The following is a 20,148-nucleotide window of genomic DNA, read 5'->3' as shown; positions in this document are numbered from 1 at the left end:
CAGATTCCCTTGGATGCAGCGAAGAAGCAAGCGAACTTGGCCTCAGGCCTTATCGCGTGCCTTCTTGTACTTTTCGTCCCACTCGGCCAGCTCCTCCTTCAAGTGCTTAGCCAAGCGCTTCGTCGCCTTGCGCAACTTATCGGTGCCGGCGCCCTCCTCATCGCCCAGAGCCGTGAGCAATTTCTCGGCATTGGCGATCGCGCTCAGCGTGTCATGACGCACGCCCTTCACGTATTCCTTCATGGAACTCTCCATCTCCAGGGGCTTTGCGCAGCTTAGCCGCTCGCAAGATTGGGCGCCATGATGAGCTGGACAATTGCATGAGTGCGGGCTGAGGCGTTCATGCGGCGAGGTCGACCTCTCCCTCCTCCTCGCCTTCCCAGTATTTGATGTGCACGGCTCGCACGTGGAGCATCACCAGGCCGGGCGTGTCGATGCCCTGCTCGAACCAGGCGTCCAAATCGGGAGTCCAATGCGCGGCGAACAGGCCCTTGTCACGGACGGCTTGCGCCCTGCCCGTGACGGCTATGAAGAGACCGCCACCGGAGAACAGACCCGGCTCGACCGAGAACGCCAAGGACACGTGATCGTCCGCTGAGATATCGGCGACCATCTGCGATGAGGCGTACGTGAAGAAGTAGCTGTCGCCGTCGTAGTCGACATCGGAGTTGTTGCTCATCGGGCGGCTTGCAATCTCGCCAGACTGCGTCTTAGTTGAAAGCATTGCGATGTCGATGTCGCGCATGCGCTGCGCGATTTCAGCCAAGCTCTTCCGCGTCATGGGCGCCTGCCTCCGCTCGTTGGACTTGGGACAACGGCAATAGAACTGAGAGGTTCCTGATGCTTAGCCGGGCGCAGATGGGGTTGGTAAATTGAGCGGATTGCTTGCACTTCTCGACGATGTGGTTGCACTGGCGAAGCTGGCCGCGGTGACGCTGGACGATGCCGCGGGCCAGGCCGTTAAGGCGAGCAGCAAGGCTGCGGGCGTGGTGATCGACGACGCTGCTGTCACGCCGCGCTACGTGACGGGCCTTGCCGCCACGCGCGAACTGCCAATCGTCGGGCGGATCGCTGTCGGATCGCTGCGCAACAAGCTTCTGTTCCTGCTGCCCGCGGCGCTGCTGCTCAGCGCTTTCCTTCCACAAGCCATCACGCCGCTATTGATGCTGGGTGGCCTCTATCTCTCTTTCGAGGGGTACGAGAAGGTGCAGCACATGCTGGTGGGGGAGACGAAAGAAGGCAAGGGTGTGAAGGTGGCCGTGCGGCTCGCCAAGGGCGACAAGACGCTGGAAGATGAGAAAGTGGCGGGTGCGATCCGCACCGACTTCATCCTGTCCGCCGAGATCATGGCGATCGCGCTGGCCGCTGTGAGCTCCCCCGACATCGTCACGCAGGCCATCGTACTGGCGATCGTTGCGGTGGTGATCACGGTCGGCGTCTATGGCGCGGTGGCACTGATCGTCAGGGCTGACGACATCGGTGCGCGGCTGGCGCAGCGCAATGGCGCTATCTCGGGTCCGATCGGCCGCGCGCTGGTTCGCGGGATGCCACCATTTCTGGAGACGCTCAGCTTCGTTGGCATGGTGGCGATGCTTTGGGTGGGTGGCGGGATTCTGGTGCACGGGCTGGCCCAGTTCGGCATCACCCAGCCCGAGCACATCATTCATGCGGTGGCCGCAGTGATCGGCGATGCGATCCCGTTCGACGGCGATATCCTCACATGGGTGGTGTCGGCGGCCGGTGCAGCGTTGCTAGGTCTCGTCGCCGGCGCGATCACAGCCGCGATCGTCGCGATCGTCCGGCTGCCGTTCCGAGGGGCGACACAGGGCCAAGAGCACTAAAGCTGCGATGAACGTGGGTTAGTGCTGAGGACGGTCGACGGAGGCGGTATCCCCGTCAGGGGGGCACTTGTGCTCGAGCGAGATCGGCTCCTCGTTGCACGAGGCATCAAAGCGCGCGCTGCCCTCCTCGGTGATGGGCTGCAGCGTCGCCTTACAGAGCAAGCTCTGTCCATCCGGCGTGCCGGCGCGCAACTGCACGCTGCGACCGACGAGAACGGGGAACCTGAAGAAGCAGCTCTCACCCATCGGGCGCAGAAGCACCGTGACGGTGTTGTCGCTGGGTGAGATCTGGACAACGGAGAAGCTGTCGCTGTCGGTGTCGTCGGTGCCGAACGACACGGCCTGCTGCGGAGCAACGGCGAAGGTATCGAGAGACTCGTTGGCGTGGGCAAGCGCAAGAGGCGTGGCCGCTAAAAAGACGGCGGTGAGAGCTAGTCCACCGAGACACGGGTGTTTCATACCGTGAGCCTCTCTAATACGACGCACACTGTAGCGCGTTCGCATGACAAAGTCCTTAAGCTTCCGACTTGTGCCCCGATGAATTTCATCGAACAATCGGCGCTGGAAGCGTCTTGGTTAAGGTCGCGGGCGGTCGCTATTCCGCGCGGAACATCGCTCACTTTCGTCACAAGCGGCGGCGCCTCGTCTCCGCTCAGCCCTTCCCCGCAACTGCAGCAGCCGAAGCTCGATGATTCAAATCAGTTTTCGCGTTCTTTCAGCCATGCTGTGCTCCGCAGCTTTGCTGGGCCCCGCAGTCGGCCCCGCATTGGGCGATGCCTATCTGGCGGATCTTCCCTATCCGTATGACGTCGCGCGCGTGGAGCTTCGCTCGCAGGGACAGGACCTATGGATGTCCTATATGGACATTGCTCCTGAGGCGCCCAATGGGCGCACGGTGGTGTTGCTGCACGGCAAGAACTTCTGTGGGGCGACTTGGGAGAGCGTGATCGGCGCGCTGTCGGGCGCCGGCTATCGCGTCGTGGTACCCGACCAGATCGGATTCTGCCGCTCGGCAAAGCCGCGCGCCTACCAGTACAGCTTGCACCAGCTCGCGGCGAACACGCATGCGCTGATCGAGAAACTCGGGATCGAGAAGCCGATCATCCTCGGCCATTCGATGGGCGGAATGCTGGGGATCCGCTATGCGCTGATGTATCCGGACCAGACGGCGGCGCTGGTGCTCGTCAACCCTATCGGGCTGGAGGATTGGAAGGCCAAGGGCGTGCCGCTCGTCACCGTCGACGAACTCTACGCGCGCGAGAAGAAGACGTCGGCGGAGACGATCAAGAAGTACCAGCAGAACGTCTATTACCATGGCAATTGGCGGCCCGAGTATGACCGCTGGGTCGAGATGCTGGCGTCGATGTACGCGGGCAAGGGGGGCGACATCGTCGCGTGGAGCCAGGCGCTGACGTCGGACATGGTGCTGTCGCAGCCGGTCATCTACGAGGTGGACAAATTGCGGGTGCCGACGCTGATGCTCATTGGCATGAAGGACACGACGGCGATCGGGCGCGACCGGGCTGCTCCCGACGTCGCCAAGACGCTGGGCAACTACGCGGCTCTGGCGCCGCAGGTTGCGGCGCAGATCAAGGGATCGCAGCTCGTGACGTTTCCCGAGCTGGGGCACTCGCCGCAGGTCGAGGATCCGGCACGCTTCAACGCGGCGTTGATCCAATCGCTGGGGGCGCTGCTGCAGTAGCGCGCGGCGGTGCTATTCGCGGCGGAAGCCGGTGGCGAGGACGTAAAGCTCAGCGGAATCGGAGCGGCTGGCCGGCGGCTTGACGTGGCGGACGGTTGCGAAGCGCTTCTTCAGCAGGTCGAGCAGATCGCGCTCGGTGCCGCCCTGGAGCACCTTGGCGAGGAAGGCTCCGCCCGGGCGAAGCACGTCACAGGCAAACGCGCCCGCTGACTCGGCAAGAGCCATGATGCGCAAATGGTCGGTGCCCGTGTGTCCCGTCGTCGGCGCGGCCATGTCGGACAGCACCACGTCTGCAACGCCGTCACGCAACAATGATTTGAGCGTCGCCTCGGCGCTTTCGTCGTTGAAATCGAGTTGCAGCACCTCAACGCCAGGCAGCGCCTCCATTTCCAGGTAGTCGATGGCGACCACCTGTCCTTTGCCAGCCACGGACTGCACCCGCTCGGCGGCGATCTGACTCCAGCCGCCGGGCGCAGCACCGAGGTCGACGATGATGCCCCCAGTTTTCAGGAAGCGGTACTTGTCGTCGATCTCTTTCAGCTTGTAGGCGGCGCGCGAGCGCATGCCCTCGCGCTTGGACGCTGCGACATAGGGGTCGTTGAGCTGGCGTTCGAGCCAGCGCTGCGACGACGGGCGATGCTTGCGCGCGGTTTTCAAGCGCGTGTACATCTGACGCTGACCACCGCCGGGCCCTTTTTTCGGTCCGCTGCTCTTCTGGCTCATTGGCTCTTGCTCTCAAACTGGGCGGCGGCGGCGACGCGCGGGGGCAAAGACGCCATCCTCAAGCATCAGCGTCGTCAGGATACCTTCGCGAAGGCCGCGGTCGGCGACGCGCAGGCGCTCACACGGCCACATTCGCAGGATGCCTTCAAGGATGGCGCAACCCGCGAGTACGAGATCGGCGCGGTCGCGGCCGATGCAGGGTTCGGCGATGCGCTGCTCGTAGCTGCGGCCGAGCAGATCGCCGGTTACATCGCGGACGTCGCCCACGTTGAGCCAGCAGCCATCGACGCGGTTGCGGTCGTAGCGCTTCAGGCCGAGCTGGATTCCGGCGACGGTGGTGACGGTGCCGGAGGTACCGAGCATGTGCATGCGCCGGCCGGCCAGGCGTCCGGCGACGCCGTGCTGAGCCTCGAACGCGGCGAGCAGGCGATGTGTTTCGGCGACCATCGCCTCGAACACATCCGGCGTCACATGGCGGCCGCCGAAGCGCTCTGCCAGGGTGACGACGCCGATCGGCAGCGACGTCCAGGCAACCATGCAGTGCTGGGCGTCAACACGACCGGAGAAGCGTCGGTCGCGCTGGCGGTTGCGCCGGGACAGATCGAGCAGGATCAGCTCAGATGAGCCGCCACCGATGTCGAACACCAGGACGTAATCGCAGCTGGAGTCGATCAGGGCTGCCGATCCGGAGACGGCAAGGCGGGCTTCGAGCTCGCGCGTGAGGATCTCGATTTCGAGGCCGAGCTTGTCGCGGACACGGGCAAGGAACTCCTCGCCGTTGACTGCGACGCGGCACGCTTCCGTGGCGACGAGGCGGGAGCGCCGGACCTTGGCGCGGCCCAGCTTGGAGGCGCAGACCCTCAAGGCGTCGAAGGTGCGCGTCATCGCCGCCTCGGAGAGACGGCCGCTCTGGCTGACGCCCTCACCAAGCCGAATGATGCGCGAGAAAGCATCGACGACGCGGAAGCCGCGGCGTGACGGGCGCGCAAGCAGGAGCCGGCAATTGTTGGTGCCTAGGTCGAGCGCGCCATAGATGGCATCGGTGCGTGCATCGCGCTCGAGTTGCTGGGGCACCGAGCCTACGGCATCGCTGCCGGCCGTGCCGGAGGCAGAAAAATGAGCGGAAACCGCGGCTTGGAAATCGCCGCCATTGGCCGTGCCAACAGGCGCTTCGGTTGCGCCGCCCTCGTCGGGATAGCCCTGCACAGTCCAAATTCTCCAGCGCCTGGCATGCGGCCCGGGAAGTGGGCAAGCGCGTCATCAGGCGTCTTTCTGGATGACACTTATAGGCAGTCTAGCAGTAATCGGCGGGGCGTAAAGCGTAAGTCTCAAGAGCCTGCTATCCTCAGCGGAGCGTAGCTGAAATAGACTTAACCCATGCTCCGGCAGGCCCTTTTTGCGACGATCGCGGCTCTTGTTGCCGTGGCACTCCATGGCCATGGCGCCGTTGCGGGTGCACTCAGCGATGCCGAGCGCGCCCGTCTGCTCGCTGCTTATCCGGGCTACCTCAGCCGGATCGAAGGCAACGAACTCGTCTGGCGGGACGGCACGCGCATGCCGCTGGACGACGGCCGGGGGGCGAAGCGCTTCGAGGCTTGGCTCGATGATCCCGACATCGAGGACATGCTGGCCGTGCCCTACCCCGCAGGCGATGACGTTTCGCCGCCCGCCAGGGACGTCGATCCGGGGCGGGCACGCAACAAAGCCTTCTTCGACAAGGTCTATGGCGACTGCCGCCGGGGCGAGGTGGAGCCGGATCTGACGCGCGTGGCTTGGCTGCCAAAGCGAAGTAAGCAGCGCCTTCCCTTCAACCGCCGCAACGGAGCAGCCGAAGCGCTCGCGGCGGTGAGCCGCGAGCTGGACGAGCTGCCGGGCGCTTTCGACGTTTTCCTGGTGCCCTCGGCCGGCACGTATAACTGTCGTGTGATCGCCGGGACCAACCGGGTATCGGCGCATGGCCATGGCATTGCCATCGATATCGCGCTGAAGCGGGCGCACTACTGGCGCGATGGGGTGAACGGCAAGGATGGCGGGGTCGCCTTCCGGAACGAGATCCCGATGGAGATCGTGCGGATATTCGAGCGGCACGGGTTCATCTGGGGTGGGCGCTGGTATCATTACGACACCATGCATTTCGAGTACCGGCCGGAACTCGTGGGGGGCCGCGGCGGCGAGGCGCATGGTGCGGAATAGCCTGATCGCCGCGACCGGCGGTTGCCCGGTTGCGGAGGTGCGAAGCACCTGTTATATGCGGCCCTCCGGCGGCTAGCTCCGCCGATGATCCCGGCATTGGGGGATCGTCTAATGGTAGGACTGCAGACTCTGACTCTGCCTGTCTAGGTTCGAATCCTAGTCCCCCAGCCAACTCTTTCGATTTCGAATGCAGTGATGACGGCCGGCGGTGCGTAGGCCGCCTTCGGGCGCAGACTGCGCGGCGGATATCAGCGGCGGATCGAGCACCCATGATGCGTCTCTGGCCGTGCCGTCGCCGAGGGCGGCTCGCCGCCTAACTCGGCGCGTGGCTTCAGGAGCGGCGGGAGGGATGGGCGGCGATGGTGGCCAGGAAGGCGGCGCCGTAGCGCGTGATCTTGCTGTTGCCGAGGCCGGTGATGCCATGCAGCGCCGATTCATCTGGCGGCCGGAAGAGGGCCAGTTCAGCAAGCGTGACATCGTTGCAGATGATGTAGGGAGGCAGCTTTGCTTCCGCGGCAAGCTTGGAGCGCAGCGCGCGCAGGGCATCGAACAGCGCCCGGTCGCCATCGGCGACGACGATCGTGCTCTTGTTCTGGCGCTTCGACTTCTGGCTCGCCGGCGCGCGTGTTTCCTTGGGCGCGAAGCGGATGAGGAATTTCTCTTCGCCGCGAAGGATCGGGCGCGCCGCTTCGGTGAGCTGAAGCGTGCCGTGGCCTTCGTCGTCGCCGGTGAGGTGCCCCGCGGCGGTGAGCTGGCGGAAGACGGCCTTCCATGTCGCCTCGTCGGTGTCCTTGCCGATGCCGTAGACGGGAAGACGATCGTGGCTGGCGCGGACGATGCGCTCCGACTCGCGGCCGAGCAGCACCTCGATGAGATACGTCGAGCCGAAGCGCTGACCGGTGCGATAGGCGGCGGATAGCGCCTTTTGCGCGAGCACGGTGCCGTCAGTGGTTCGCGGCGGATTGATACAGTTATCGCAGTTGCCGCAAGGCTCGGTGAGGCGCTCGCCGAAATAAGCGAGCAGAGCTTGCCGGCGACAGCTCGGCAGCTCGCACAAGCCGACGAGCGAGGCGAGCTTCTGGCGCTGCGCCTGCTTGTGGGTTTCCGAACCATCGCTTTGTACGATCCATTGGCGCTGCTGGACGATGTCCTGCAAGCCGTACGCGAGCCAGGCATTCGCAGGGAGGCCGTCGCGGCCGGCGCGGCCAGTTTCCTGGTAATAGGCCTCCAGCGACTTCGGCAGATTGAGGTGGGCGACGAAACGCACGTCCGGCTTATCGATGCCCATGCCGAAGGCAATGGTGGCGACGACGATGATGCCTGCCTCGTTGCGGAAGCGCTCGAGCACCTTGCGGCGCACCTCGGTTTCGAGACCGGCGTGGTAGGCGAGCGCGGTGCGGCCCTTGCCAGACAGCCAGGCGGCGGTTTCCTCCACCGACTTGCGCGACAGGCAGTAGACGATGCCAGCGTCCTCGGCGTGCTCGCCCTCGATAAAGCGCCACAGGCGTTCACGCGCGCCCATGCTGCCGGCATCGGAGATGGTGTAGCGGATGTTGGGGCGGTCGAACGAGGCGACGAAGCGCTCGGCTTTCTCGAGGCGCAGCTCGGCGACGATCTCCTCGCGGGTACGCTCGTCGGCGGTGGCCGTCAGCGCGATGCGCGGCACTGAGGGGAAGCGTTCGGCCAGCAGCTTGAGCTGGCGATACTCCGGGCGGAAGTCGTGGCCCCATTGGGAGACGCAATGCGCCTCGTCGATGGCGAACAGGGCGATGTCGGTGCGCGACAGCAGCGCCAGCGTGCGGTCCTGCAACAGGCGCTCGGGCGAGACGTAGAGGATGTCGAGACCGCCGGACGTGATCCAGTTTTCCAGCGCCGTTTGCGCGCGGTAGTCGAGCGTCGAATTGAGGAAAGCGGCTTTGACGCCAGCAGCGCTCAGTGCATCGACCTGGTCCTGCATGAGGGCAATGAGCGGCGAGACGACGACGCCGAGGCCGGGGCGCACAAGCGAGGGGATCTGGTAGCAGAGCGACTTGCCGCCGCCGGTCGGCATCAGCGCAAGAACGTCGCTGCCGGCGATGAGCGAGGAGATGATACCCGCCTGGTGCGAGCGGAAGTCGCGATAGCCGAACACGTCGGCCAGGACCTCGCGCGCGCGATCAATCTGGCCGGCTGAGGTCATTTGCTTGCGCGCTGTGGTACCCGACATCCCCTGCGAGACACTATGCTGCCCATTCTCAGCCTTGGGTAGCGCGATTCGCCGGTGCGCCAGCGCCGCTGCCCCACGCTATACGCAGCTCATTGCGGTATCAGCGGCTCGTAGCGCTTGTCGGTGAGGGTCTTGAGGAAGGCGACGAGAGCATCGACGCGGCGGTCATTGAGGCCGGGGCCGGTCTCCAGCTCCTTCATAGAGAGGTTCTGGGGGACCTCGGGCGGATCCCAGGGCTTGCCCGTCTCGGGGTTGATCTGCCTCTTGCGGCTCTTGCTGTTGTACTTGTCGTAGAACAGCACGACGGTGCGCAGGTCGTTGAAGACGCCATTGTGCATGTAAGGGCCGGTGACGGCGACGTTGCGAAGCGTCGGCACCTTGAACTTGCCCTCTTCGGCGGTGCCCTTGATGGCCGGGTTGGCGGAGAGGCCGCGATCGGCGGGCTTGCCGTTGGCGGCGTGTAGCGCCGCATTCGCGGGCGTTCCGACGTTGTGGTACTCGAAGTTGGAGAAGACCTCTTTCTCCGACCCGCCCATCATATTCAACTTGTGGCACTGGCTGCAGTTGGTGAACTGGGTCGAGAAAAAGAGCACGCGGCCGAGCTCTTCCTGGTCGGTCAGCTTTTCCTTGCCACGCAGATAGCGGTCGTACTTCGAATCGAACGGCGCAAACTGCGGCGTGCGCTCGAAGGCGGCGATGGCGCTGGTCATGGCCGCGAAACCTTTCTCGACATCATCGAGCACGCCCGCGCCATAGAGCGTGTTGAAGGCTGCAACGTAGGACGGGTTCTCCTTGAGGCGGGCGACGACGCTCGCCTTGTCGGGCATGCCCATCTCGACCGGATTGAGAGGCGGGCCGCCGGCTTGCTCCTCCAGGTTCTTGGCGCGGCCGTCGAGGAACAGACCGCCGACTGCCTTGCCTTTGGCGTTGATGTGGAATTCAGGCGCGAAGCTGGCATAGGTCGCGGTGGGCGCGTTGCGCTCGCCGATCGACTTGCCGTCGTCGCCGACGGAGACTGCGCCTGCGCCTTTCGCGTTGGCGCGTGGGTCTGTGAACGCGAGGTTGGGCGAATGGCAGCTCGCGCACGCCTGCGCCCGGTTCTTCGACAGGTTGACGTCGAAGAATAGGTCGTTGCCGAGGGATTCAGGTGTGACAGCGGGCGGATCGGCAGCGTTCCCCGGAATGGCGAGATAGCCCGCGGCAAAGACGACTGCACCCGCGACTGCCGCGAGCGGCAGCGCGCCTCGTGCCAATCGTGACGCTCTCCCCCGCCGAATCATCATGAGCGCCGTGAAGGGTCCGTTTGAGTCTGCGGCCACTCGAAAACCAGTCTGGCGCGGTGTGCCTTCATGCGCGGCGTCTCCAGAGGGAACAGTCCAGCCATGAACGATTTAGCCATGTGGTGCGCCTTGTCGATGGCGAACTTTGCCTGAGCGGGCGGAAGCTCAATAGCCGCCGCTTCTTCGAACAGTTCCAACCAGCGGTCGAAGTGCTCCGGCCGGATGGGCAGGCCCACGTGAGCCGGATATGCCTTACCTTGATAGCGCTCCGTGCCGAGCAGCGCACGCGACCAGAAATCGCACACGACGGCGACGTGACGCTCGAAGTCGACGATGCCTGCCCGCATGACGGGGGCGAGCAGCTCGTCGGCGTGCGCCCTATCATAGAAGAGGCGCACGCAGCGTTCGATCGCCGCTTCCATGGATGCAACGTCGAGAGAGCCGACGTTGGCCAGCGTTTCCTGGGCACCGGCGGTAGCTGCCTCATCACGACCAGTATCTGACATCTGCCTCGCGCTTTCGCCGCTACTTGCCTTGGTTGACCGTGACGCGAATGACTTCTTTGGGCGCGCCGCTGATCTGAACTGTGATCGGCCCTTCGCCGATCTCGAAACGGACGCTCTTATGGATGGCCTTGCATTCCTGGCGTCCGCTGAAGCCCTTGGAGGAGATGAGCTCGCCGTTCTGCGCGGCATCGATCCAGCCGTTATCAGAGAGTGAAATCTGATAGAGGCCGGGCTTCAGGCCTTCGATCGTGAACCAGCCCGAGAAGGTGTCGGCGCCGATGCGCTGCGCCTTCACACCCGGAGCGACGGGCATCTTCACCGACTTAGCGGGCTGCAGCGACAGGGCCACGGCCTTACCAGGCAGCATGGACAGCGTGCCTTCGGACTTCACGGCGACGTCGTCGTTTGCCGCCAGCCAACGCAGCTCGGCGTCGAGCGGCCATTTGAAGCCGGTGCAGTCCTCGGCGAGGACGGGCGCGGAGAACGATGCGGCAGCGGCGGCGCATACCAGCGCGGCGAACAGGGCGTGGGCGATTTTCATAGCGACTCCAAAGTTAAGCGCGGGGGGCGCAATGGCACTTGACCAAGATCAAAAGGAGAAGGCCGGCGCGCGGACGGGGGTGCACGCGCCGGCCTGACTACAACCTGCCCAGATCAGAACTGAGCGCGGATGTTGGCGTAGAACTGGCGGCCCGGATCGGGATAGCCGTCAGTCAGCTCGTAATACTCGTCCGTCAGGTTCTTGCCTGCGAGCGAAGCGGTCCAGTTCTCATCGAGGCGATACTCGACATCGAGGTTCACGAGCGCGTAGGAGCCGACCTTGGCGTAGTCAGCAGTGAGACCAGATGTGCCACTGACGACGCTCCAGCGGTTGCTGGCCAGCTCAAGGCTCGGCGTGATGGTGAGGTCGCGCATCGCCTTCCACGACATATAAAGAAACGCTTCGTGTGTCGGCGTATCCGTCGGCTTCAAGTTCGGATCCACTGGATCCGAGATTTTGCGATGCAGGTAGGTGTAGTTGCCGCCAACGCGCAGACCGGGAAACAGATCGTAGTCGACCGAGAACTCAATGCCGCGGTTCACACCATCGCCGACGTTCTGACTCTGACGGACATCATTGCCGGTGGACGAGTCTGTGTACTGGTAGACGGAGTCGATGTAGTCGCTGATCTCGGTGTAGAAGACCGCCGCCGATACCTTCAGCCTTTTGTTGAACGTGTCGCCCCAACCGAGCTCATAGTTTCGCGCTCTCTCCGCCTTGAGGTCGGGATTGGGAAGTGCCGTGCCGAAGCGGGTGGAATAACGCTCGAACAACGTCGGAAAGCGCGAGCGCTCCGAGACATTCGCGTAGACCTTTCCATCTTCGCTATAGCGAAGAATCGCCGCGCTCTGCCAGTTCCATGCATCATTTTCTCCCGTCGGATAGCCTTTGACGACGCCGGAGGTGCTATCGTAGTACTCGGCTCGCTTGAGGCGCGAGTTGTCCTGGCTGATGCCAGCTACGATATCGAACCACTTGGTCGCGTGGAACGTGTTCTCAGCGGCAAAGTACCAATTGTATTCTTCGCGATATTGCATCGGCTCGACATAGCCGCTGGAGCTGTCCGGCCGGTTGTAGTCGTGCTCGCCGTGATGGTCGAAGCGATAGTGCGCCGATGCCTTCAGCGTGTTCATTGGGATGAGATCGGTTCCGACCTCGACCGAACCGCCGTAAACGACGTCATCGTACCAGCTCTTAAAGCTCTTCCCCAACGACTGCGTCGTATAGGACGCGTTATCGTATGAGAACAGAGAGTTGTTGAGCGTGTTGTAGTACGCGTTGGTCTTTACGTACGAAGCCTCGCCCAGCTTGGTATGTGTAAAGCCTGCAAGGCTTGTCATATCCCACTTTGGCCACTGCCAAAATCTTCCGGAAGAAGTGCTGGTTTGATCGATGAAGAGCGGCGCGCCTTTCTCGCCGGCCTGTGACGTATAGCTGATCGCATACTCATCAGTGGCATTCGGCGTGTAGCCGATCTTGGCGTTTACTCGCCAGTCGCGGGTCTCGGATCCGTCGCGGCCATCACCCTTTTCCAGCGCACCCGCTACAGGCGAGTAGTCGCCCGAGAGATTCCACTGGTCGACGTTGTAGATCGTGCCACTTATTTGCGCGTAGCCTTCATCGCGACGCGTGCCCACACGGCCATAGCTGGTGAAGGCATTCTTCGTGGAGAGATCGCCGTCGAAGGTCATCCCGACACGCACCTCGGACTCGAGTTCCTTGGTGGGTTTGCGGCTGACCATGTTGATCGAGCCGGCCATGCCTCCAGGCCCGTTCAATACGGAGACATAGCCTTTCTCGATCTGAATCTCGGCGATGTCCGGAGTCAGGAAGCGATTCATATCGATGCGGTTGTCGGCGGGCAGATAGATGCGCGCACCATCGATGGTGAGCGGCACGCGCCAGCGGTCGAAGCCGCGCACCATCACGTCACCCTCATTGCGGGTACCACCGTACTGGGCCATGGAAACGCCTGGTGCGAGCGCAGCCGCCTGCGGGAGTGTGACAGTATTGAAGGTCCACATGGTCTCGTTGGAAACCGTGGCGCCGCCGATCATCGAAAGCTGACCGAGGGTGAAGATACCGGTCTTGCCGTCGCCCTCGGTTCCCTCGTCCGCTTCGGACGGGGCACTCGAAGCACTCGTTGTCGTGCTCTTTTTGGCTTTGCTGGTCTTTGGCTTGTTCAACGGCTGGGACGGCGCTGTCACGTCCAGTGGCGGCAGCGGCGTGGCCTCGGAAGCCGTTACGTCACCTGCCGCCGTCAGCGGCGCCTCCTGCGCGTTGGCAGCAGGCAATAGGATTCCCATCGCGGCGCCCCACAGCGCCGCGTACGCAAACGTACGCATTACAATTACACCCCTACTCAGTACCCCGTGCCGCTATGTTCACACGGATACAACGTAAAGCAAGTGTAATTTGATCACACCTGTCCAAGATCAGTAGCCACAGCTCAACGTTCCCGGCACTGCTGCCCGCGTGTGCAATTGTTGGCCGACCTGACTGAAACAGATGCGGCGGCGCCGGAAATCGGCTCCTCGAACCGTTGGCCTATCGTTGGACAGCGGCGCGTCAACTAAATGTGGCGGCGGCCATCAACCTGCCAAGGTTGGCGCACAAATGAGCCTCACCTACCCCCGAGGAGACGAATGCGAATGAAGTTTAGAATAATCGTGGCCGCGCTGGCGACAGTGCTTGGAGCCGCCGCTGCGCAGGCCGACCCCGGCTATGCGACAGCCAATGTAAATATGCGGACAGGGCCCGACATCGATTATCCCAGTCTCGGTGTCATCCCCGAAGGTGAGCCGATCTACGTCGAAGGCTGCCTGCGCGATGAGTCCTGGTGTGACGTCCGCTGGGGACCTGATCGCGGCTGGGTCTACAGCGAATACATCGCCTTCGATTACCGTGGAAACATGGTGCTGTTGCCGGACTACGGTCCAGCCTATTTCCGGATTCCCTTCGTGACGTTCTCGGTGCGCGACTACTGGGATCGCTATTACGTCGGGCGTCCTTGGTACCGGGATCGCGCGCGCTGGTACTCCTACAAGTGGCAGCCGCGCCGTGGATGGCACGCTCCCCCGTCTGGTCCGCGTAAGCCCGGCTGGTGGCGTTCAGGCTATACTGCCCCGAAGGGCATGCGTGCACCCCCGGAGAGGGGCTGGCGTCGTCCCGCTCGAGTCGAGCATCGTGACGACCGCCGCGATGATCGGCACGATCGCCGGGACGACCGGCGCGATGATAGACGGGATGATCGACGGGATGATCGCCGCGACGACCGACGCTGACGTGACATCGTCCCTTCTGTGAATAAGAACGCCCGGGCAGCTCGCTGTCCGGGCGTTTCTCTGCGGGGCCCGCCGCATCGACCCACGAGTGTCGCTGCGTGCCCGCTTGAGCGTGCTCTGGCCTCGCTCTAGCGATGCATCATGCGTGATGTGCCGACACGGCCTTCATGACCTCGGCAGTGAGCTTGTCTGTCGCCGCCGCTGAGATATCGCCGAGACTGATCATGCCAATCACGTGACGGCTCTGGTCGCACACGGGAATGCGTCGGATCTTCTTGGCTTCCATGGTGCGCAATACATCGTGGACCGTCTCGTCTTCAGCGCAGCATACGGCGCCCTTGGTCATCACATCGGCGGCGGTGAGCTTCGACAGATCCTTGCCGTTCGCCACCGCGCGAATGGTGATGTCGCGATCGGTCACCATGCCCTGCAACTTGTCCTTGGTGCCAACTGGAATTGCGCCGATGTCCTTTTCGCGCATTCTTTGCGCCAGCACGGAAAGCGGCGTTTCGGGCGGCATGACTTCAATGCCCTTATGCATCAGCTCGCGAATTTTCATAAAACTCTCCTCTGGCTTTAGGCTCCTCTACTTCAAGCAGTGACGTAATGTTCTTGCTACGGATCAATGGCGCATTGCGGCGGGTCGATAGATGCAATGCGAGTAATTGATGCGTGTCAACGCACGTGTTCCGTCGTCTGCTCAACTCATATGGGCTTGGCAGTGCGCACGTGCGAGCGCATTGATAGGTTCTGATTGGCGAACCCGGTGCCGCGCCGCGCGTTCGTCACGATCAGATGCCCGGGCCGGTCAGGACAGGGCCCCACCCGCAGCGGCCTGCCAGGTATTGGCGTTGAAACCGCGGCTTCATTCGTGGAGGCAGAAAATGGCGAAGGAACAGATCGCGACGAAAGCGGATCAGCAGCTGGTGGCGTGGACAGGTCCGGCGCTCGCGACAGGCGTGCAGCTGACCGACGCCATGTGCACGCGGGCAATCGAAGTGACTTCGGAGCTGACCGACTTCACGCTTGCGCGGATCGAAGAGGATGTGCGGCTACCTGAGCGCCTGTCGCACTGCCGGTCTCCTCAGGACGTGCAGCAGACGTGGATCGATTTTTGGAACAGGGCATTCATCCAATACCAGGGCGAGTGGCTGCGCCTTGCCGCGATAAACAGCGGAACTCTTCTCGCCGAGCCTTCGGCCCAGCAACCTAATCGCGCGCGATCAGCCGCGTGAAGACGGCGTCGCGGTTGCCCAGTGGAAGTGAAGCCGACTTTCGCCGGCCTCACCAGTGATCATTGTGATTGGCCAGTGGCCGATCAGGCGCCGCAGCTGTGGCGATACATGCAGCGAGCGTAACGCCAGGTGCCGAGGCCCCAGCGGAATTCGCAGCGCTGGCTCCAGCGCATGCAGCGATAGTCAGGCGCAACGTACACGACCGGAGGCGCCGGAGGAGGCGGCGGCGGGCCAAAGTCGGCAGCCATTGCGTTGCCTGCGATAACGCCGCCAGCGACGACGGCCAACGGAGCGATGTACTTCAAACTAAACTTCATGGGCTTCTCCCGTTCCTGCCGCTCCATAGCTACCCCATCACGTATTAAAGAAAATTGATTGGGATCTGCCTGTTAGGTGCCGCTCGTTGCGATTCTGGATCGCCATGAACAACGCTATCGAGTTGCGTAACCAGCTATTGGGGGAGCGGACAAATCTCTTGTCATGCGGCTCGCGCACCTTGCGCACGCGTCGTAGTGTGCCAACGGGTCGGGCACGCCACGTCGAATCCTGGAAACTCCAATGAGCGGCTTTGCTTCCCAGCGCGAGTACATGATCGAGCACCACATAAAGGGGCGCGGCGTTCGGTCCCCGTTGGTGCTCGATGCGATGAACGAAGTGCCGCGCGAGAGGTTCTTGCCCTCTCATATGCGCGACTACGCCTACGAGGACGCGCCACTCCCGATCGGTGAAGAGCAGACGATATCGCAGCCGTATATCGTGGCGTTCATGGTCGAAGCGCTCGCGCTGTCGGGCGGCGAAAGGGTGCTGGAGATCGGAGCTGGATCAGGTTACGCGGCGGCGGTTCTGTCGCGCATTGCTGGCGAGGTCTATACGGTGGAGCGCATTGGTGCGCTCGCTGCCAAAGCTTCGGAGCGTCTTGCCGACCTCGGTTATCGCAACGTGCATGTGCTGCACGCCGATGGCACGCGCGGATGGCCGGAGCATGCTCCTTACGACGCCATCATCGTCGCCGCCGGCGGCCCGGACGTTCCGCGCTCGCTCATGCAGCAGCTAAAGGTCGGCGGGCGACTTGTCATCCCGGTTGGGCGCGATCCGCGTGCTCAGGAGCTGGTCCGCATCACGCGCGTCAGCGACGACGAGTACAAGACCGAAGATATCGCCGACGTGCGCTTCGTCCCCCTGGTTGGCGAAGAGGGATGGGAGGAGCCTAGCCGCCCCCGCGTGCGAGCGAAGAAACCCAGCAAAGACGGCGTCGATGCAGACCTCGTCAAGGCGCTGAAACAGCAAATCGAGCCGTTCGACGATGTGGATGACGCCGACCTCGATCGGCTACTGACGCGCATCGGCGATGCCCGCGTCGTGCTGATCGGGGAGGCGACGCACGGGACATCGGAGTTCTACCGGCTGCGCGAGAAGATCACGCGCGCGCTGATCACGCGGAAGGACTTTACCTTCGTTGCCATAGAGGGCGACTGGCCGGATGCGGCGCGCATCGACCATTACGTGCGGCATTTCGAGTTTCCCGCTTCAGAGTGGACCGCCTTTGCGCGTTTCCCAACGTGGATGTGGCGCAACCAAGAGGTCCGGGAATTCGTCGACTGGCTGCGCGAATATAATCACAGCATGTTGCCGAAGGAGCGTGTCGCCTTTCACGGCCTCGATCTCTACAGCCTGCACACATCAATCCGGGCGGTGCTCGAATACCTCGACCAAGTCGATCCCGAGGCCGCGGAAATCGCACGCGAGAGGTATGGTTGTCTGACGCCATGGCAATCGGATCCTGCAACGTACGGGCGTGCGGCGCTCAGTGGCGGCTACCGCACTTGTGAGAATGAAGTTGCGCTGATGCTGTCCGGCATCCTTGCGCGCCAGCGGGAATACGCGGTTCGAGACGGCGAACGGTATCTCGACGCGGTGCAGAACGCGCGTCTCGTTGCCAGCGCCGAGCGCTATTACCGCGTGATGTATTACGGCTCGCGCGCGTCGTGGAACCTGCGCGACACGCACATGTTCGAGACGCTCAAGGCGCTGTTTGCGTTCTATGGGCCGCACAGCAAGGCTGTCATCTGGGCGCACAATTCGCACGTTGGAGATGCGAGCGCCACGGAGATGGGCAGCCGCGGCGAGACCAATATCGGCGAGCTCTGCCGGCGCGAGTACGGCGAGGCAGCCTACCGGATCGGATTTGGGACCGACAGCGGAACCGTTGCTGCTGCCTCCGACTGGGATGGGCCGATGCAGGTGATGAAGGTGCGTCCGTCGCAGCCGAGGAGCCACGAACGCCAGTGCCACGCGGTGAGCGAGGAAACCGGCAAAGCGCGCTTCATGCTGCCGCTGGGGCGAAATCTTGCCGCTGGCCTCAGAGAGCCGCTGTCTTTGCCGCGTATCGAACGGGCGATCGGTGTGATCTACCGCCCCGACACGGAGATCGCGAGCCACTACTTCCAGGCGGTGCTGCCGCGGCAGTTCGACGAGTACGTGTGGATCGACACCACGTCAGCCGTCAGCCCGCTTGTCACGCGTAACCTCGAGGGCGTGCCGGATACATATCCATTCGGGCTCTGACGCGGCTAGGTCTGCAGGACGTAGGTTCCGGGCGCCTTGCACAGCGGCGTGAGCTTGCCGCCTCCGGGCTCTCTGGCATCGACCTCGCCGCTGGAATGTGCATCGAGCCAGCGCACCCACTCCGGCCACCAGGAACCCTGGTTGGGCATCATCTTCACGTACCACGTGTCGGGATCGAGATAGATGTCGGCATCTGTGCGCGTCGCCACGCGATAGCTGCGTTTCGAGTTGCCGGGCGGGGAGACGATACCGGCGTTATGGCCGCCGGTGGTCAGCAAAAACGTGACCTCGGTATCGAGCAGCAGGTTCAGCTTGAAGACAGAGCGCCAGGGCGCCACGTGGTCCGTCTCGGTGGAGACCGCGAAGACGGGAACCCTGATGTCGGTGAGCGCGGCGATCTCTCCGTCGGTGCGCAAGCGCCCCTCGGCGAAGTCGTTGTTGAGGAAGAGCTGGCGCAGGTAGTCGGAGTGCATGCGATAGGGCATGCGCGTTGAATCGGCGTTCCACGCCATGAGATCGAACAACGGCTCACGTTCGCCCATCAGATAGTCGTGCACCATGCGCGACCAGATGAGGTCGTTGGAACGCAGAAGCTGGAAGGCGCCGGACATCTGCCGGGCGTCGAGATAACCCTCTTTCCACATCATGTCTTCGAGGAAGGAGACCTGGCCCTCGTTGATGAACAGCGTGAGCTCGCCAGCCTCGGTGAAGTCGACCTGAGCGGCGAATAGGGTCATCGTGGCCAAGATATCGCGATGCTCGCGCGAGAGCGTGGCGGCGGCAACGGAGAGCAGCGTACCGCCGAGGCAATAGCCGGCAGCGTGCACCTTGCGGTTGGGAATGACCGTGCGGACCGCATCCAGCGCGGCCTCGACGCCCTGCTTGCGATAATCCTCGAAGCTGAGGTTGCGGTCAGACGAATCCGGGTTCTTCCAGGATATCATGAAGACCGTGTAGCCGCGGTCGAGCAGGTACTGCACCAGCGAGTTCTGTGCGCTGAGGTCGAGGATGTAGTACTTCATGATCCAGGCCGGCACGATCAGCACGGGCTCGGCCTTAACGCGCTTGGTGCGTGGCTCATACTGGATCAGCTCGATCAGGTCGTTGCGATAGATGACCTCGCCGGGCGTCACCGCCAGCGTCTCGCCGACCCTGAAGTTCTCCATGCCGACGGGCGGGCGGCCATCGATTGCGCGCTGAAAATCCTCGGCGAAGTTCCAATAGCCGCGCACGAGGTTCATGCCGAAGTCGCTGATCGTCTTCTGCATCACCTCGGGATTGGTGAAAAGGAAGTTCGACGGCGAGAGCATGTCGAGCATCTGGCGGGTGGCAAATTCGACCTGCTTCTCGTGATCGCGCTCAACACCGCGTACGCCGACCGTGGCGTTGTGCCACCACTGCTGTTGCAGCAGAAAAGCTTGGCTCATCACGTTGTAGGGGAAGGCTTTCCATGCGTCGCCGCGAAAGCGCTTATCCTGCGGCAGCGGCTCGATGCAGCATTCGGGGCAACTCGGATTGGCAATGGCAGCCGTCGTGTAATGAACGAGACGCAGCCACTTGCGCAGCGCCTTGTGAACGAGCTGCCCCTGCTTGCCCGGAGATCCCGCGAGGTGCAGCATCCAATCGTAATAGGCCTCGAGCACGGCCGCCGGCGACAGCCCCATCGTGAGCCGCGACATGGCGTAGTGCACCGAACGATCGACGGCATCGGCGAGACCGCTCGCCGCGTCGTCGGCCGGATCATCGGCGAATGCGGCTCCGGGTGCGCGCACGGGGAGCGTTCGCTGGGCGGGCTGCAGAGCCTGGGGGGAACGTACCGCCAGCTGTGTATTGGGGCGTGTCGCCATGGGAGGGCCTCTCACCAGCTACGGGGTGCGTCGTTTCAATCTGCCGTCGTATTACGTCAGTTCATTGTGACAGCGTTGATAGGCATCAAGATCGCCCGGTGCGCGAAGCATTCGGATACGACGGACTTCCTAAACTTGGGGTCAAGAGGCTGATCCTCCAATCACGGGCAGGGTGGCCGCCGTGGACAGAGCGACGCACCCTCCTCAATGATGAGCGGAGGGCCG

Annotated in this window: 19 protein-coding genes and 1 tRNA gene; 7 read left to right on the top strand and 13 right to left on the bottom strand. The window is 63.1% G+C overall.

Annotated features, from left to right (window positions below; translation table 11 throughout):
• Positions 1 to 42: 42 nt before the first annotated feature.
• Both ACP15D_RS15670 and ACP15D_RS15665 read right to left on the bottom strand, forming a co-directional pair.
• Positions 43 to 243 carry a hypothetical protein gene (locus ACP15D_RS15670; protein ID WP_424958365.1) on the bottom strand — a complete coding sequence of 67 codons (201 nt, stop codon included), beginning with the start codon at positions 241 to 243 and terminating at the stop codon, positions 43 to 45.
• 97 nt (positions 244 to 340) lie between these two features.
• Positions 341 to 781, bottom strand: a complete 441-nt coding sequence (locus ACP15D_RS15665; RefSeq protein WP_424958364.1) for a pyridoxamine 5'-phosphate oxidase family protein — start codon at positions 779 to 781, stop codon at positions 341 to 343.
• A 91-nt stretch (positions 782 to 872) separates the two neighbouring features.
• Between ACP15D_RS15665 and ACP15D_RS15660 the strand changes: the two genes are divergently transcribed.
• A complete protein-coding gene (locus ACP15D_RS15660) occupies positions 873 to 1,841 on the top strand; it encodes a DUF808 domain-containing protein (RefSeq protein ID WP_424958363.1) in 969 nt (322 codons plus the stop codon).
• Between the two features lie 18 nt (positions 1,842 to 1,859).
• Here ACP15D_RS15660 and ACP15D_RS15655 read toward each other — a convergent pair whose 3' ends face one another.
• A complete protein-coding gene (locus tag ACP15D_RS15655) occupies positions 1,860 to 2,300 on the bottom strand; it encodes a hypothetical protein (RefSeq protein WP_424958362.1) in 441 nt (146 codons plus the stop codon).
• 229 nt (positions 2,301 to 2,529) lie between these two features.
• On the opposite strand from ACP15D_RS15655, the gene ACP15D_RS15650 reads away from it, so the two are divergent.
• Entirely contained in the window at positions 2,530 to 3,543 is a 1,014-nt protein-coding gene (locus ACP15D_RS15650; protein WP_424958361.1) for an alpha/beta fold hydrolase, read from the top strand.
• A gap of 12 nt (positions 3,544 to 3,555) precedes the next feature.
• On the opposite strand, the gene ACP15D_RS15645 is transcribed toward ACP15D_RS15650, so the two are convergent.
• Both ACP15D_RS15645 and ACP15D_RS15640 read right to left on the bottom strand, forming a co-directional pair.
• Positions 3,556 to 4,266 carry an RlmE family RNA methyltransferase gene (locus ACP15D_RS15645; RefSeq protein ID WP_424958360.1) on the bottom strand — a complete coding sequence of 237 codons (711 nt, stop codon included), beginning with the start codon at positions 4,264 to 4,266 and terminating at the stop codon, positions 3,556 to 3,558.
• Positions 4,267 to 4,278: 12 nt separating this feature from the next.
• Positions 4,279 to 5,472 (bottom strand): Ppx/GppA phosphatase family protein, encoded by a 1,194-nt coding sequence (locus tag ACP15D_RS15640; RefSeq protein ID WP_424958359.1) that lies wholly within the window; start codon positions 5,470 to 5,472, stop codon positions 4,279 to 4,281.
• Between the two features lie 171 nt (positions 5,473 to 5,643).
• Between ACP15D_RS15640 and ACP15D_RS15635 the strand changes: the two genes are divergently transcribed.
• Together ACP15D_RS15635 and ACP15D_RS15630 are read left to right on the top strand one after the other, a co-directional pair.
• Complete coding sequence (locus ACP15D_RS15635; RefSeq protein ID WP_424958357.1) at positions 5,644 to 6,459, top strand: M15 family metallopeptidase; 816 nt, start codon at positions 5,644 to 5,646, stop codon at positions 6,457 to 6,459.
• Positions 6,460 to 6,556: 97 nt separating this feature from the next.
• Positions 6,557 to 6,630 (top strand) — tRNA-Gln (locus ACP15D_RS15630).
• 160 nt (positions 6,631 to 6,790) lie between these two features.
• On the opposite strand, the gene recQ is transcribed toward ACP15D_RS15630, so the two are convergent.
• From recQ to ACP15D_RS15605, 5 genes are all read right to left on the bottom strand, one after another.
• Positions 6,791 to 8,638, bottom strand: a complete 1,848-nt coding sequence (gene recQ / locus ACP15D_RS15625) for a DNA helicase RecQ (RefSeq protein ID WP_424958356.1) — start codon at positions 8,636 to 8,638, stop codon at positions 6,791 to 6,793.
• Between the two features lie 116 nt (positions 8,639 to 8,754).
• On the bottom strand, positions 8,755 to 9,945 hold the full coding sequence (locus ACP15D_RS15620) for a cytochrome-c peroxidase (RefSeq protein WP_424959251.1): 1,191 nt from the start codon (positions 9,943 to 9,945) through the stop codon (positions 8,755 to 8,757).
• Positions 9,945 to 10,451 carry a group III truncated hemoglobin gene (locus tag ACP15D_RS15615; protein ID WP_424958355.1) on the bottom strand — a complete coding sequence of 169 codons (507 nt, stop codon included), beginning with the start codon at positions 10,449 to 10,451 and terminating at the stop codon, positions 9,945 to 9,947. The genes ACP15D_RS15620 and ACP15D_RS15615 overlap by 1 nt, the downstream gene beginning before the upstream one ends.
• Positions 10,452 to 10,470: 19 nt before the next feature.
• A complete protein-coding gene (locus ACP15D_RS15610) occupies positions 10,471 to 10,992 on the bottom strand; it encodes a hypothetical protein (protein ID WP_424958354.1) in 522 nt (173 codons plus the stop codon).
• A 113-nt stretch (positions 10,993 to 11,105) separates the two neighbouring features.
• Positions 11,106 to 13,337: a TonB-dependent receptor domain-containing protein gene (locus tag ACP15D_RS15605; protein ID WP_424958353.1), complete on the bottom strand. Its 2,232-nt coding sequence runs from the start codon at positions 13,335 to 13,337 to the stop codon at positions 11,106 to 11,108.
• 306 nt (positions 13,338 to 13,643) lie between these two features.
• On the opposite strand from ACP15D_RS15605, the gene ACP15D_RS15600 reads away from it, so the two are divergent.
• Complete coding sequence (locus tag ACP15D_RS15600; protein ID WP_424958352.1) at positions 13,644 to 14,276, top strand: SH3 domain-containing protein; 633 nt, start codon at positions 13,644 to 13,646, stop codon at positions 14,274 to 14,276.
• Positions 14,277 to 14,415: 139 nt separating this feature from the next.
• Here the strand turns inward: ACP15D_RS15600 and ACP15D_RS15595 are convergent, their stop codons facing one another.
• Positions 14,416 to 14,835 (bottom strand): CBS domain-containing protein, encoded by a 420-nt coding sequence (locus tag ACP15D_RS15595; protein WP_424958351.1) that lies wholly within the window; start codon positions 14,833 to 14,835, stop codon positions 14,416 to 14,418.
• A gap of 325 nt (positions 14,836 to 15,160) precedes the next feature.
• Between ACP15D_RS15595 and ACP15D_RS15590 the strand changes: the two genes are divergently transcribed.
• Positions 15,161 to 15,511 (top strand): hypothetical protein, encoded by a 351-nt coding sequence (locus ACP15D_RS15590; protein WP_424958350.1) that lies wholly within the window; start codon positions 15,161 to 15,163, stop codon positions 15,509 to 15,511.
• Positions 15,512 to 15,594: 83 nt separating this feature from the next.
• Here ACP15D_RS15590 and ACP15D_RS15585 read toward each other — a convergent pair whose 3' ends face one another.
• A complete protein-coding gene (locus ACP15D_RS15585) occupies positions 15,595 to 15,828 on the bottom strand; it encodes a hypothetical protein (RefSeq protein ID WP_424958349.1) in 234 nt (77 codons plus the stop codon).
• A gap of 241 nt (positions 15,829 to 16,069) precedes the next feature.
• On the opposite strand from ACP15D_RS15585, the gene ACP15D_RS15580 reads away from it, so the two are divergent.
• Positions 16,070 to 18,076: a protein-L-isoaspartate(D-aspartate) O-methyltransferase gene (locus tag ACP15D_RS15580; protein WP_424958348.1), complete on the top strand. Its 2,007-nt coding sequence runs from the start codon at positions 16,070 to 16,072 to the stop codon at positions 18,074 to 18,076.
• Positions 18,077 to 18,081: 5 nt separating this feature from the next.
• Here ACP15D_RS15580 and ACP15D_RS15575 read toward each other — a convergent pair whose 3' ends face one another.
• Positions 18,082 to 19,923 carry a PHA/PHB synthase family protein gene (locus tag ACP15D_RS15575; RefSeq protein WP_424958347.1) on the bottom strand — a complete coding sequence of 614 codons (1,842 nt, stop codon included), beginning with the start codon at positions 19,921 to 19,923 and terminating at the stop codon, positions 18,082 to 18,084.
• Between the last annotated feature and the right edge of the window lie 225 nt (positions 19,924 to 20,148).

The sequence above is a fragment of the Hyphomicrobium sp. 1Nfss2.1 genome (genome assembly GCF_965243865.1).
GTDB lineage: Bacteria > Pseudomonadota > Alphaproteobacteria > Rhizobiales > Hyphomicrobiaceae > Hyphomicrobium_A.
This window is presented reverse-complemented; position numbering and strand designations above follow the sequence as displayed.